The 13,854-nt window shown below is 69.5% G+C and carries 14 protein-coding genes; 5 read left to right on the forward strand and 9 right to left on the reverse strand.

Going from position 1 to position 13,854, the window contains the following annotated elements; all coding sequences use genetic code 11:
* Positions 1-76 precede the first annotated feature (76 nt).
* Positions 77-955, forward strand: coding sequence for a TIGR03086 family metal-binding protein (locus HPO96_RS18560; protein WP_337796706.1), 879 nt, complete (start codon positions 77-79; stop codon positions 953-955).
* Here HPO96_RS18560 and HPO96_RS18565 read toward each other — a convergent pair.
* The 7 genes from HPO96_RS18565 to HPO96_RS18595 all read right to left on the reverse strand — a co-directional run bounded on the left by HPO96_RS18565 (position 952) and on the right by HPO96_RS18595 (position 8,226).
* Positions 952-1,251, reverse strand: coding sequence for a hypothetical protein (locus HPO96_RS18565; RefSeq protein WP_238355295.1), 300 nt, complete (start codon positions 1,249-1,251; stop codon positions 952-954). The two genes, HPO96_RS18560 and HPO96_RS18565, sit on opposite strands and share 4 nt — an antisense overlap.
* A gap of 202 nt (positions 1,252-1,453) precedes the next feature.
* Complete coding sequence (locus HPO96_RS18570; RefSeq protein ID WP_171674763.1) at positions 1,454-1,789, reverse strand: hypothetical protein; 336 nt, start codon at positions 1,787-1,789, stop codon at positions 1,454-1,456.
* Positions 1,790-1,965: 176 nt separating this feature from the next.
* Entirely contained in the window at positions 1,966-3,072 is a 1,107-nt protein-coding gene (locus tag HPO96_RS18575) for a GuaB3 family IMP dehydrogenase-related protein (RefSeq protein ID WP_171674764.1), read from the reverse strand.
* Positions 3,073-3,097: 25 nt separating this feature from the next.
* Positions 3,098-4,612, reverse strand: a complete 1,515-nt coding sequence (guaB, locus tag HPO96_RS18580; RefSeq protein WP_171674765.1) for an IMP dehydrogenase — start codon at positions 4,610-4,612, stop codon at positions 3,098-3,100.
* Between the two features lie 132 nt (positions 4,613-4,744).
* Positions 4,745-6,097: a hypothetical protein gene (locus HPO96_RS18585; RefSeq protein WP_171674766.1), complete on the reverse strand. Its 1,353-nt coding sequence runs from the start codon at positions 6,095-6,097 to the stop codon at positions 4,745-4,747.
* Entirely contained in the window at positions 6,090-6,701 is a 612-nt protein-coding gene (gene shbA, locus HPO96_RS18590) for an RNA polymerase sigma factor ShbA (protein ID WP_171674767.1), read from the reverse strand. Before shbA ends, HPO96_RS18585 begins: the two co-directional genes overlap by 8 nt.
* Before the next feature lie 121 nt (positions 6,702-6,822).
* Positions 6,823-8,226 carry an AAA-type ATPase lid domain-containing protein gene (locus HPO96_RS18595; RefSeq protein ID WP_171674768.1) on the reverse strand — a complete coding sequence of 468 codons (1,404 nt, stop codon included), beginning with the start codon at positions 8,224-8,226 and terminating at the stop codon, positions 6,823-6,825.
* 172 nt (positions 8,227-8,398) lie between these two features.
* Between HPO96_RS18595 and HPO96_RS18600 the strand changes: the two genes are divergently transcribed.
* From HPO96_RS18600 to HPO96_RS18615, 4 genes are read left to right on the forward strand one after another with little or no spacing between them, the layout of a single operon-like run.
* On the forward strand, positions 8,399-9,436 hold the full coding sequence (locus HPO96_RS18600; protein ID WP_171674769.1) for an amidohydrolase family protein: 1,038 nt from the start codon (positions 8,399-8,401) through the stop codon (positions 9,434-9,436).
* On the forward strand, positions 9,436-10,116 hold the full coding sequence (locus tag HPO96_RS18605) for an iron-sulfur cluster assembly protein (protein ID WP_171674770.1): 681 nt from the start codon (positions 9,436-9,438) through the stop codon (positions 10,114-10,116). Before HPO96_RS18600 ends, HPO96_RS18605 begins: the two co-directional genes overlap by 1 nt.
* Complete coding sequence (locus HPO96_RS18610; RefSeq protein WP_171674771.1) at positions 10,116-11,141, forward strand: NAD(P)-dependent alcohol dehydrogenase; 1,026 nt, start codon at positions 10,116-10,118, stop codon at positions 11,139-11,141. The genes HPO96_RS18605 and HPO96_RS18610 overlap by 1 nt, the downstream gene beginning before the upstream one ends.
* A 9-nt stretch (positions 11,142-11,150) precedes the next feature.
* Positions 11,151-11,606 (forward strand): DUF1097 domain-containing protein, encoded by a 456-nt coding sequence (locus HPO96_RS18615; RefSeq protein WP_171674772.1) that lies wholly within the window; start codon positions 11,151-11,153, stop codon positions 11,604-11,606.
* A 15-nt stretch (positions 11,607-11,621) separates the two neighbouring features.
* Here the strand turns inward: HPO96_RS18615 and HPO96_RS18620 are convergent, their stop codons facing one another.
* Positions 11,622-12,080 (reverse strand): GNAT family N-acetyltransferase, encoded by a 459-nt coding sequence (locus tag HPO96_RS18620; protein WP_171674773.1) that lies wholly within the window; start codon positions 12,078-12,080, stop codon positions 11,622-11,624.
* Positions 12,081-12,152: 72 nt separating this feature from the next.
* Positions 12,153-13,772 (reverse strand): chaperonin GroEL, encoded by a 1,620-nt coding sequence (gene groL, locus HPO96_RS18625; RefSeq protein WP_171674774.1) that lies wholly within the window; start codon positions 13,770-13,772, stop codon positions 12,153-12,155.
* Between the last annotated feature and the right edge of the window lie 82 nt (positions 13,773-13,854).

The raw sequence follows: 13,854 nt of genomic DNA on the forward strand, positions 1-13,854 counted from the left end.
GACGCTGCCCCCGGTACGGCGGACGCTGGCGCTGAGGGGGCTCGTCATGGACATAGTTGAGCTACACAATCGGAGCGTGGGGGCGTTCGCACAGCTTGTGCAGTCGGTGCGCAACGAGCAGTGGTCGGCGCCGACGCCGTGCGCGGAGTGGGACGTCCGCGCCCTGGTGAACCACGTGGTCGGTGAAGAACGGTGGACCGTCCCATTGATGGCCGGTCGGACGATCGCGGACGTCGGGACCGCGTTCGACGGGGATCTGCTCGGTGACGACCCCGCCCGTACGGCGCTGATCGCCGCGGCTGATGCGCAGCTGGCTGCCGGAACCGACGTACGGACCGTCCATCTGTCGTACGGCGATGAGTCAACGGACGAGTACCTGCGTCAGCTCGTCGCCGACCATCTGATTCACACCTGGGATCTGGCGGCGGCAGTCGGCGCGGACCGGAGCCTCGACGCCGAGCTGGTCGCCGAAGTCACGCTGTGGTTCGCGGAGCGCGCCGAGCTGTACCGCTCGGCCGGAATGGTCGGTGACCCGCTCCCCAGCTCGGCCGACCCAGCCGACGCGCTACTCGCCGCCTTCGGCCGAGACCCGAGCTGGTCACCCGCACTCGATCTGGTCAACCGCTTCGGCGCAGCGTTCGACCGGTGCGACCTGGACGCCGTACTGGCGCTCGTCACCCCGGGCTGCGTCTTCGAGTCCACCTCGCCGGCCCCTGACGGCCAACGCTTCGAGGGCGCCGACGCCGTCCGCGCCGAGTGGCGGAAGCTCTTCGAGAACACCGTCGAGCCGCGCTTCGAGACCGAGGAGACGATCGTCGCCGGCGACCGCGCCGTCGTCCGCTGGCACTACTCCTGGCGCGCCGAGACCGGCGGCCGCGGTCACGTCCGCGGCGTCGACGTCATGCGGCTCCGCGACGGCAAGATCGCCGAGAAACTCTCCTACGTCAAAGGCTAGGCCTCGGCGTTCAGCGCACCCACGAACAACCCGGCCTCCGCCTCGGTCATCCCCGTCTCCGACACCACCAGCGCCGTCGCCTGATGCAACTCCCCAGCCGCCTTCAGCGCCCTGGTCCGCTCCGCCAGATTCGTCCCCGGCACCCGCACCACCGGCGTATCCCGCACCGGCGGCACATATGTCCCGTACCTGATCTCCTCCACGATCTGCCGCGACTTCTTGAGATCCAGCCCGGTCCGGTCCCGCACCAACTTCGTGGCATGTACGAACAACCGCGACGTAATCAGAAACCGCACCTGATCCACATCATCCGAAGTCAACGTAGCCCGCGCCGTAGCCAGCGCCACATTGTCCGCTTCCCGGCTACCCCGACTGAACAATCCCATACCGCAATCCTTCCAGAGTTCTGCAACCCAGGTGTCCGCGCCGCACGTCGCTCAGCCCGCGAGCGTTTGCAGAATCACCGGCCACGCGCGACTCCCGAGCGCCCGATCCGCGTCATCCGATCCGCCGCGCGCCATCCGCTGACCCGCGGTCTTCGGCGGCTCTCCCGGCAACACCACCCGATGCCCGGCAGCCGGTTCGACGACCACTCGCGTCAGCAGGTTCCCCCGCGACCGCACGATCTCCCCGAAGTACTCCCGGCTGCCAGGCGAGATCGAACGGGACGAACGGGAGCGGCTCGCCGCGCCACGTCCAGGCGGAGCGCTGGCGGCCGTCGTTGTCGACGCGACCCCATACGTACGCGCTCGGGGCGAACGCGACGACGGCGTCCACCCGTTCGTCGAGCGCGCCGAGGAGCAGCGCGGCCTCGGCGCCCCACGAGCTGCCCATCACGACGAGTCGGTCGTGATCGGCGGCTAGCTCGTCGAGGGGGAACGACTCCAGGGCGACCTCGGGGCCGACCGCCCAGCGCGGCGCGAGGACCTCGTACCCCTCGGCTTCAAGGAGCCGGGCGCGATCCGCGTCCGGCTCGCCGCTGGAGCCGTGGAGGAGGAGGGCGGCGGTGGTCAGCCGACGACTACCTCGACGCGCTGGAACTCTTTGAGTTCGGTGTAGCCGGTGGTGGCCATGGCTCGTTTGAGGGCGCCGACCAGGTTCATGGTGCCGTCGGGGACCCAGGAGGGGCCGAAGAGGATTTGGTTCATGGTGCCGGTGACGCCTACTTCGACGCGTTCGCCGCGGGGGAGGTCGGCGTGCCAGGCTTCGGCGCCCCAGTGGTAGCCGCCACCGGGGGCGTCGGAGGCGCGGGCCAGGGGGGAGCCGACCATGACGGCGTCGGCGCCGCAGGCGATGGCCTTGGCGACGTCGCCGGAGCGGCCGACGGAGCCGTCGGCGATGACATGGACGTAGCGGCCGCCGGACTCGTCCATGTAGTCGCGGCGGGCGGCGGCGACGTCGGCGACGGCGGAGGCCATCGGGACGGCGACGCCCAGGACCTTGCGGGTGGTGTGGGCGGCGCCGCCGCCGAAGCCGACCAGGACACCGGCCGCGCCGGTGCGCATCAGGTGCAGCGCGGCCTGGTGGGTGGCGCAGCCGCCGACGATGACCGGGACGTCGAGGTCGTAGATGAACTGCTTGAGGTTCAGCGGCTCGGCCTGGCCGGAGACGTGCTCGGCGGAGACCGTGGTGCCGCGGATGACGAACAGGTCGACGCCGGCGTCCACCACGTGTTTGGCGAACTGCTTCGTGCGCTGCGGGGAGAGCGCGCCCGCGACGGTGACACCGGAGGCCCGGATCTCCTGGACCCGCTGCGAGATCAGCTCAGGCTTGATCGGCGCCGAGTAGATCTCCTGCAGCCGGTGCGTCGCGCGCTCCCGATCGAGGGAGGTGATCTCCTCCAGCAGGCTCTCCGGGCTCTCGTACCGCGTCCAGAGACCTTCGAGGTTGAGGACGCCGAGACCGCCGGCCTGCCCGATCGCGATCGCGGTGGCCGGTGACATCACCGAGTCCATCGGGGCGGCCAGGATCGGCAGCTCGAACCGGTAGGCGTCGATCTGCCAGGCCGTCGACACCTCCTCCGGATCCCGCGTCCGGCGGGACGGGACGATCGCGATGTCGTCGAACGCGTACGCCTGCCGCCCGCGCTTGGCCCGGCCGATCTCGATCTCGGTCATCTGGTGTCCTTCGTAGGCAGGCGGATCAGCGGCCCGAGTAGTTCGGGGCCTCGACCGTCATCTGGATGTCGTGCGGGTGCGATTCTTGCAGGCCGGCCGAGGTGATCCGGACGAAGCGGCCGTTGTCCTGCAGTTCGGTCACCGTGCGCGAGCCGCAGTAGAACATCGACTGCCGCAGGCCGCCGATCAGCTGGTGCGCGACGGCCGACAGCGGGCCGCGGTACGGGACCTGGCCCTCGACGCCCTCGGCGATCAGCTTCTCGTCGCTGCCGACGTCACCCTGGAAGTAGCGGTCCTTGGAGTAGGACTTGCGCAGGCCGCCGGCCGACGACATCGCGCCGAGCGAGCCCATCCCGCGGTAGGCCTTGAACTGCTTGCCGTTGATGAAGACCAGATCGCCGGGCGACTCCTCGCAACCGGCCAGCAGCGAGCCGAGCATCACGGTGTCCGCGCCGGCGACGAGCGCCTTGGCGATATCACCCGAGTACTGCAGGCCGCCGTCGCCGATCACCGGCACCCCGGCCGGCTTACAGGCCAGCGAGGCCTCGTAGATCGCCGTCACCTGCGGTACGCCGACGCCCGACACGACCCGCGTCGTGCAGATCGAGCCCGGGCCGACGCCGACCTTGACGCCGTCCGCCCCGGCCTCGACCAGCGCCTGGGCGCCGGCTCGGGTGGCGACGTTACCGCCGACGATGTCGACACCGCGCGTCGCCGGGTCGGCCTTGAGCTTGCGGATGATCTCCATCTGGGCCTTGGAGTGCGCGTGCGCGGTGTCGACGACGAGCAGGTCGACCCCCGCCTCGACCAGCGCCATCGCGCGCTTGTAGGCCTCGCCGAAGAAACCGATCGCGGCGCCGACGCGCAGCCGGCCACTGTCGTCCTTGGTCGACAGCGGGAACTTGTCCCGCTTGACGAAGTCCTTCAGCGTGATCAGGCCGGTCAGCTTGCCGGCGTCGTCGACCAGCGGCAGCTTCTCGACCTTGTGCTTGCTGAGCAGCAGCATCGCGTCGTCCGCGGAGATGCCCTGTTTGCCGGTGATCAGCGGCTGCTTGGTCATCACCTCGCGGACCGGCCGGCTCAGGTCGTTCTCGAAGCGCATGTCACGATTCGTCACGATGCCGACCAGGACGCCGGCGTCGTCGACCACCGGGACGCCGGAGATCCGGTACTGCCCGCAGAGCGCGTCGGCCTCGCCGATGGTCGCATCCGGACCGATCGTGATCGGCTGGGCGATCATCCCGGACTCGGAGCGCTTGACCAGGTCGACCTGCTGGGCCTGGTCCTCGATCGACAGGTTGCGGTGCAGGACGCCGAGACCGCCCTGGCGGGCCATCGCGATCGCCATCCGCGCCTCGGTCACGGTGTCCATCGCGCTGGACAGCAGCGGGATGTTCACCTCGATGTTCCGGCTCACCCGGGAGCGCGTGCTCACCTCGGAGGGGATGACGTCGGACTCGTTGGGCTGCAGCAGGACGTCGTCGAAGGTCAGACCGAGGACGGCGAACTTGTCGGGAACTCCAGCGGGTGTGATGTCCATGGGAAAAACGAGCACCTTTGTCCGGCGAGAACGGAACACCATCCTATGCCGCCGTCACGTGGAGTCAGAATCGGCCGTCCACAGGCATGACCAGGGCCCGGGTCGCGACCCGGGCCCGGCCAGCTGCTTCGGCTACTTCGGGCGGTTGTTCAGCACCCCGAGGATCTGCAGGACGGCCTCGTCCTCGACCGATCCGTGGGTCCGCTCGATGGCCGCGTGCTTGCCCTCGACGTACTTGCCGGAGGAGTGCTTGCCCTTGGTGTAGGCCTTGCGGACCGACCCCGAGGCGACCTTGCCGCTGGAGTGCTTGCCGAAGTACTTCTCGGCGCTGCGCAGCTCCACCGGAGCGCCGGTCGGCGTCGGCAGCACCGGCGCGATCGCCTTCACCAGCTTCTCGACCTCGGCGACGGCCTCGTCCTCGACCGGCTTGACGTCGCCGCTCGGGGCGTCCGGAGTCGGCACGAGGGTCGGGGTGTCACCCGGCTCGGTGTCCCCGGTCTCACCGGTGTCCGAACCCGGCTGCTCCGGGAGGCCCGGGTTGCCGGGGTTCGGGTTCTCCCCCGGGTTCTCGTTCGGGTTGGTCCCGGTGTCACCGGTCGGCTGGGTGCTCGGCTGCGTCCCCGGGTTGCCGTTCTCGCCGTTCCCCGGCGCCGGGGTGGTCGGCGGCGTGCTGGGCTCGGTCGTCGGCGGAGTGGTCGGCGGCGTCGTCGGCTCGGTGGTCGGCGGCGGAGTCGGCTCCGTCGTCGGCGGCGGGTCGGACGGCGGCGGATCCGACGGGACCGGATCGGACGGCTTGTCCGTCGGGTCGCCGTTCCCGGGCTGCGGCTCGGACGTCGTCGGCGGCTGCGTGGTCGTCGTCGGCGGCGGGACCACCGGCTGCTCGATCACCGTCGGGTTGGTGATCACGGCCGGCCGCGCCAGCGGCGGCATGACCGCGACGGTGTCCTGCGGGACCTCGCCGTTGGCCAGCGTCTTGTCCTCGCCGGCCTTCGCCTCGGCGGCCTTCTGCTCCTGCTTCTTCTGGTAGTCCTTCGCGACCTTGACGATCGTCGTCTTGTCCACGACGGGCAGCCCCTCGAGCTGCTCCTTCGGGAAGTCCGTCGTCGGGCTGACCGCGTCGGTGATCTTCTCGATCACCTTCTCGTACGGCGACAGCGGGTCACCCGTGACCGCGGCGGCCACTCCGGACACCGACAGCGCCGCCACCGCGGCGACGCCGAGCGCCAGACCGCGGGCCGCCATCTTCCGGGCGAACGGGTCCGTCACCGGGTTCAGCGCGGCGCACCGCGCCAGGAAGCTCTCCGCGTCGTCGATCGTCTCCTCGGGGAGCTCGTCCTCGACCTCCACCGCCAGCCGCAGCTCGGCCAGCAGCGCCACGGCCGGGTCGTGCTCGCCCGCGAACCGCGCGGACTCCCCTCCAGCGGCCAGCAGGTCGAGCAGTGCGTCATCGGCGTCGATCGCGTCGAGGTCGAAACGGTCAGCCATGATGCCCCTCCCCTGCTCCTCGTTCCTCATGCCCCACATACCCCCTGAGCGTGTTCAACGCCCGATGCTGTGCGACCCTCACCGCCCCCGGTGTCATCCCCAGTGCCCGGCCGGTCTCCTCGGCTGACAACCCCGCTACCACCCGGAGCCGCAGGATCTCCCGCAGCTTCTCCGGCAGCTTCTCCATCAGGTCCGTGATGCGCTGGACCTCCGAATGCCGGACCGCGTGCTCCTCCGGCGTCGGTGACTCGTCGGCGCCGTCCGGCAGGTCCGGCGTCGAGACGTCGGCCACCGCGTACGCACGCTGGGCATCGGCGACCTTGCGGGCCGCGATGCCGTAGACGAAGGCCTCGAACGGCCTCCCCTCGTCGCGATACCGGCTCAATGCGCCGAAAACCGCGACACAAACCTCTTGAGCGACGTCGTCGACCATGTCGGCGCCGCCGGGATAGGTCCACAACCGGGACCGTACATAGCGATGCGCCACTGCGCGCACCCGGGTGAGCAGGTCGTTCAGAGCTGTGTGGTCGCCGCCGCTCGCCAGCGCGGCCAGATCCCTGAGCTCGACCCGGTCGTGGGTGTGCGGTACTCGGACCTCGGTCACCCCTCGCCCCCTCGTGTCGGACCGGTCAGCCTGAAAGATGGTACGACTCTCACCTCTGCTTGCCTAGTGGCAATTGGTGGCACTTAGTGGCCAGTTCCAGCCATTTGCTCACGATTTGTGACTACTGGGCCGTACGGATGCCGTACTGGGCGATTTTCCGGTAGATCGTCGCCCTGCTCATGCCCAGCTCGTCAGCCGCGTCTTTCATCGACACGCCCGGCCGGCCGAGCACTCTGATGATCTCGTCGCGTTCGAAGCGCTCGATGCTGCTCAGCCGGTGGCTGGGCCCGGAGCGGAGCTCTCCGGGCAGATGCCGGACGTCGATGACGTCGGTCCGCCCGGCCACGACCTTGACCACCCGGTGCAGCTGTTCGACGTTCCCGGGCCACGCGTAGTCGGTCAGGGCGCGCTGCGCGGCCGCGGTGAACTCGACGTCCCGGCCGCGGGCCCGACGAGCGGCGTACCGGGCCAACGGCAGTACGTCGCCGGAGCGGTCTCGCAACGGCGGCACTGGTACGACGGTGTCCACCAGCGCAGCCAACGCCGCCGGGATGTCCTCGAACCGCTCAGCAGTCATCGAGAACGGGACCGGCCCCTGAACACTGTGGATCAAGTCGCGCAGCCGCTCCGCAACCCATGCAGGTAGGACGTCGACGTCGCACAGCACGACCGCGGTGTGCGGCTTGCCCAGCTCCGGCGTCCACAGTGACAGCCAGGCCTCGACGTCCTGCGGCGCGGGCGGACTCGCAGCGAGGATCCGCTCCCGCGGTCTGGTCTCCCGCTCGCCCTGCGCAAGCAGAGTGGCCCGCCCGGACCCCGCCTCCCCCACTGCCGCCACCACGCGGCCCGCAGCAAAGGCCTGCTTGGTCAGAGTCAGCGCACCGGTCCACGCGGTAGACAGCGACCGCAGAGTACCGGAGCCGGGCTCCAGCCGGGCGGACTCGACCCGGAACACCTCACCGCGCGGAGCTGGTCGCGGACTTCGGCCCTGCGACCGCGCGAGCATCAACGCCGTGGTGTTACTGGCTGCGGACTGCGCCAACGCGAGCAGCAGCTCACTGGAGGACTTGTACCACGTTGTCAGATTGACGCTGCCCTCCAGCCGACCGGTCAACGGGTCCAACACCGGTACGGCTGCGCACGTGTAGGTACAGAGACTCTGCGCGTAGTGCTCTTCCGCCCGGACCAGAGTCGGCGCCCGGTCAGCCAGTGCGAGCCCGAGGCCGTTCGTCCCGGTCTCTCGCTCGGAGTATGCGAAACCAGGAGCCAGATGGACGGCGTCCAGCGCGCGAAGCAGGCTGTGGTCGCCACTGAGCCGGTTGAGCACCAGCCCGTCCGCATCGGTCAGCATCAGACTGATCGGCTCGGCGGCCAGCGTCTTGTGCAGGTCGGTCAGCACCTCACGGCCGCACTGGAAGAACAGCGACTCCTGGTCGAACGTGCCGGCGAACACCGGCTCCACTTCCTCGACCGAGACGCCGTACTCCTGACTGCGTTGCCAAGAGGCCTGCAGCCGTTCGCTCATCTCCACGGGCGCCTCCTCTCTCACGAGGGTGCAACGACCATACCTGTGGGTCCAGAGGTCGCAGTCTCAGATTGAGACAGCCCGACGTCTCACATTGAGACGCCGACCGTCTGCCGTCGCCGACTGTCCACTCCTACCTTCGCCTCAACCGGCGCATGAAGGAGTAACCGAGATGTACAGCAAAGACGGCGAGAACTACTACATCGTGGACGCGCACGTCGCCCTGTGGGACGCCCGTCCGGAGAACCAGCGCAACATCCACGGCAAGCAGTTCATCGACTGCTTCTACGACTACCACCGCAACCTGTCCCCGGAGCAGGAGGTGTGGTCGTACGACGACTACCTCTACCAAGGCGGCGAACGGCTGCTGCGGGACCTGTTCGAACTCGGCTACGTCGACCACGCGGTCTTCCAGCCGGCCTACCTGGGCGAGTTCTACGGCAACGGCTTCGGCCAGACCGAGGAGGCCTCCAAGCTGGCCGCCGAACACCCCGGCAAGCTCACCTACAACCACAACTTCGATCCGCGCAACGGCGAGGCCGGTCTGGACCAGCTGCGCGCCGACGCCGAGCGGTTCGGTCTGAAGGGCGTGAAGCTCTATACCGCCGAGTGGCACGGCGAGTCCCGCGGCTGGCGGCTCGACGACCCCTGGTCGTACCGCTACCTGGAGCTGTGCCGCGAGCTCGGCATCACCAACATCCACGTCCACAAGGGCCCGACGATCCGCCCGCTGGACCGGGACGCGTTCGACGTCGCGGACATCGACCATGTCGCGACCGACTTCACCGACCTGAACTTCGTCGTCGAGCACGTCGGTCTGCCGCGGCTGGAGGACTTCTGCTGGATCGCCACCCAGGAGCCGAACGTGCACGGCGGGCTCGCGGTCGCGATGCCGTTCATCCACACCCGGCCGCGCTACTTCGCCCAGATCATCGGCGAGCTCCTCTACTGGATCGGCGAGGACCGGATCCAGTTCTCCTCCGACTACGCGCTCTGGACCCCGAAGTGGCTGGTCGAGTCGTTCGTCGACTTCCAGATCCCGGCGGACCTGACGGAGTACGCACCGCTGACCACCGCGCAGAAGAAGAAGATCCTCGGCCTGAACGCGGCCAAGATGTACGACCTCGATGTACCGGCCGAGCTGCGGCTGCCGGACGCCGACGAGACCGCGACCGGCCCACGCGGCGCCGACGACCTCGTGGACGCCTGATGAACGTCCAGGAGAAGCAGGCGTACGACGCTCTGGGCGCCGTCGTCGATCCGGAGCTCGACGAGCCGATCACCGACCTCGGCTTCGTCCGGTCGGTCACGGTCACCGACTCGGCGGTCGAAGTGCACCTGCGGCTGCCGACGGCGTTCTGTGCGCCGAACTTCGCCTATCTGATGGCCGCTGACGCGAAAGACGTGCTGACCGCGCTCGACTGGACGCATCTGGTGACCGTCCAGCTCGACGACCACCACGACTCCGAGCTGATCAACCGCGGCCTCGCGGCGGACGCCGGCTACCGCGGCACCTTCAAACACGAGGCCGAGCAGGACCTCGACGAGCTGCGGCTGACGTTCCAGCGCAAGGCCCACACCGCCGCGATGGAACGCTGCCTCACCTACCTGCTGCGGGAGCGTCGAGACGCCCCGCTCGCGTCAGTCACCCTGGCCGACCTCCCGGACGACCAGCACACCGATGCGCTTCGCCGACGGCGCGCAACGATCGGTCTCCCCACCACGCCCGATGCACTGGTCCTGGTCGACCACACGGGCACGCCGTACGCCGAAGCCGCCGTACCGCTCGCACTGCGCCGCGCCCGCTCGACGCGGATCTCGATCGAGGGCAACGCCCACTTCTGCCGCGGACTGCTGCGCACCCGCTACCCCGATGAGGAGACAGCCTGATGAGAGCCGTCAACGTGGTGGGCTACCACCGCAACCTGGAGGCCGCAGAGGTCCCGGAGCCGCAGCTGGAGCATCCGTGGGACGTAATCGTCCGCATCGGCGGCGCTGGTGTCTGCCGGACCGACCTCCACATTCTGGAAGGACAGTGGGCCGAGAAGAGCGGTGTGACGCTGCCGTACACAATCGGCCACGAAAACGCCGGCTGGGTACACGCGGTCGGTTCGGCGGTCACAAACGTCCGCGAGGGCGACAAGGTCATCCTGCATCCGCTGATCACCTGCGGTCTCTGCCGCGCCTGCCGCTCCGGTGACGACGTGCACTGCGAGTCGTCCGCCTTCCCCGGCATCGACACCAACGGCGGGTACGCCGAGTACCTGCGGACGTCGGCCCGCAGCGTCGTCCGCATCGACGACTCCCTCGAACCGTCGGACGTCGCCGCCCTCGCGGACGCCGGGCTGACGGCGTACCACGCAGCTGCGAAGGCAGCCCGGCGGCTGACCCCTCGGGACCGCTGTGTGGTGATCGGCGCCGGCGGCCTCGGGCACATCGGCATCCAGGTGCTGAAAGCGCTCACTCCGGCCGAGCTGATCGTGGTCGACCGGAACGCCGACGCGGTCAAACTCGCCGTCTCGATCGGCGCCGATCACGGCATCGTTGCTGACGGCAACCAGGTCGGCGCGGTCCGGGAGCTGACCGGCGGCGCCGGCGCGGAGGTCGTGGTCGACTTCGTCGGCGAGGGCGGCGCGACCTCCGAGGGGATCCGGATGCTGCGCCGGGCCGGTGACTACCACGTCGTCGGCTACGGCGAGGACGTCGTCGTACCGACCATCGACATCATCTCGACCGAGATCAACCTGATCGGCAATCTGGTCGGCTCCTACAACGATCTCTGCGACCTGATGGCACTGGCCGCCCGCGGCGCGGTCACCCTGCACACCACGAAATACCCGCTGGACGACTTCCAGCAGGCCCTCGACGACCTGACCGCGGGCAACGTCCGCGGCCGCGCCATCCTCGTCCCCTAAGGAGCTGCCATGAAGAACTTCCTCGGCGTCGGCATCTCGGTCGGCCTGCTGGCCGGGATCTGGACGCAGGTCAGCATGGAGCTGGCGCTCGTCACCTGGGCGGCCTTCGTCGCCTGGGCCTGCTACTTCGCAGCCGGCGGCGGGCGCACCGGCTTCACCCGCGGCCTGGCCGCCAACATCTCCGGCGCCCTCTGGGGCTGGCTGGCCAGTCTGTTCCTCAACCACGCGACCTTCACCGGCGCAATCGCGATCGCCGTCACCGTGGTCGCCTTCATCCTGTGCATGCAGGCGGCGGTCGGCGTCCTCAGCTTCATCCCCGGCGCCTTCGCCGGGACGGCGGTCTTCTTCGGGACGTCGTTCGACCTGTGGGGCACGCTGATCGCTCTGGTCGCCGGCGCCTGTCTCGGCTGGCTCTCCGACCTGCTCGGCCAGCGCATCCAGCGCGCGGTCGCCCAGCCCGCCTAGCTCAGTCCGCCTAGCTCAGTCCGGCGGCGGCGTGAAGTGAAGTAGGTGGCTCGCCTCGGCGCCACCCCAGTCGATCGGCGTGCGGCCCGTCTCCTGCCAGCCGGCGCGGCGATAGAGGGCGATCGCGGGCGAGCCCGGCCGGTCGACGACTTCCAGGACGAGCTTCCGGCCCAGGGCGGCAGCTGTCACCACACAGTGGTCGAGCAGAGCGCGCCCGACACCCGCCCGGGTGGCTTTCGGGTCCACGAACAGGCGCTCGACCGAAGCACCGGCTGGGCCGTCGGCCGTCAGTACGACGTGGCCCACCACCCGGCCGTCGAGGTCGGCCACCCAGGCGCCGAGCCGGTCCGCCGGCGTCAGCCAGGCTCGGGGATCGGCCGGCCAGTTCACTGGATAGGCGGCGACGTCGTGGACCTCCCGCAACAGCGGCACGCAGCCGTCCAGGTCGGCGTCGGACCGGTCCCGAATCTCCATGAGCGCTACCAAAGCACAACCGCCCCGGCACACGAGGTGCCGGGGCGGTGCGAACTACCGATGACCTGAGGATCAGTGGCCGTGGCCGTGGCCGTGACCGGCCGCGGCGGGCTCCTCTTCCTCGGGCTTGTCGACGACCAGGGTCTCGGTCGTCAGCAGCAGGGCGGCGATGGAGCCGGCGTTGGCGAGCGCGGAACGCGTCACCTTGACCGGGTCCAGGACGCCCTGGCCGAGCAGGTCGCCGTACTCGCCGGTGGCGGCGTTGAAGCCGCTGCCGACCTCGAGCTCCGCGACCTTGGAGGTGACGACGTAGCCCTCGTAGCCGCCGTTCTCGGCGATCCAGCGCAGCGGCTCGACGACGGACTTGCGGACGATCCGGACGCCGGCCAGCTCGTCACCGGTGAGGTCCAGACCGTTGTCCAGCACCGTGGCGGCGTGCACCAGCGCGGAACCGCCGCCGGCGACGATGCCCTCTTCGATCGCGGCGCGCGTCGCGGAGACGGCGTCCTCGATGCGGTGCTTCTTCTCCTTGAGCTCGACCTCGGTGGCCGCGCCGACCTTGATCACGCAGACGCCGCCGGCGAGCTTCGCCAGCCGCTCCTGCAGCTTCTCGCGGTCCCAGTCGGAGTCGGTGCGCTCGATCTCGGCCTTGATCTGGTTGACCCGGCCCTCGATGTCGTCGGCCTTGCCGGCGCCCTCGACAACGGTGGTGTTGTCCTTGGTGACGACGATCCGGCGCGACGTGCCGAGCACCTCGAGGCCGACCTGGTCGAGCTTCAGCCCGACCTCCGGCGCGATGACCTGGGCGCCGGTCAGGGCGGCGAGGTCCTCGAGCATGGCCTTGCGGCGGTCACCGAAGCCCGGCGCCTTGACGGCGACGGAGGTGAAGTTGCCGCGGATCTTGTTCACCACGAGGGTGGACAGGGCCTCGGCCTCGACGTCCTCGGCGATGATCAGCAGTGTCTTGCCGGACTGCACGACCTTCTCCAGCAGCGGCAGCAGGTCCGCGATCGCGGAGATCTTGCCCTGGTGGATGAGGATGTACGGGTCCTCCAGCACCGCTTCGCCGGCCTCGGCGTCGGTGATGAAGTAGGGCGAGATGTAGCCCTTGTCGAACTGCATACCCTCGGTGAACTCGAGCTCGGTCCCGAAGGTGTTCGACTCCTCGACGGTGATCACACCGTCCTTGCCGACCTTGTCGAACGCGTCCGCGATCAGGGCGCCGATCTCGGCGTCCCGGGCGGAGATGGTGGCGACGTGGGCCATGTCGCCCTTGTCGTCCACCGGCCGGGCGGTCTCGACGAGCCGCGCGGAGACGGCCTCGACAGCCGCCTCGATCCCGCGCTTGAGGCCCATCGGGTTGACCCCGGCGGCGACGGCCCGCAGGCCCTCGTGCACCAGCGCCTGCGCCAGCACCGTCGCGGTGGTGGTGCCGTCACCGGCGATGTCGTTGGTCTTGGTGGCGACCTCCTTGGCGAGCTGCGCGCCAAGGTTCTCGAACGGGTCGTCCAGCTCGACCTCACGGGCGACGGTGACACCGTCGTTGGTGATGGTCGGGGCGCCCCACTTCTTGTCCAGGACGACGTAGCGGCCCTTCGGGCCCAGCGTCACCTTCACCGTGTTCGCGAGCTTGTCGACGCCGCGCTCCAGCGCGCGCCGCGCGTTCTCGTCGAACTCGAGGATCTTCGGCATGAAGAAAACCAGTCCTTTTCTGAATATCCGGGGTACGGCGGGTCCCGCTGTCCTGACCCACTCCGCCCCGGTGCCGTAGGGC

This window comes from Kribbella sandramycini (genome assembly GCF_013131805.1).
In the GTDB taxonomy this organism is placed as follows: Bacteria; Actinomycetota; Actinomycetes; order Propionibacteriales; family Kribbellaceae; genus Kribbella; species Kribbella sandramycini.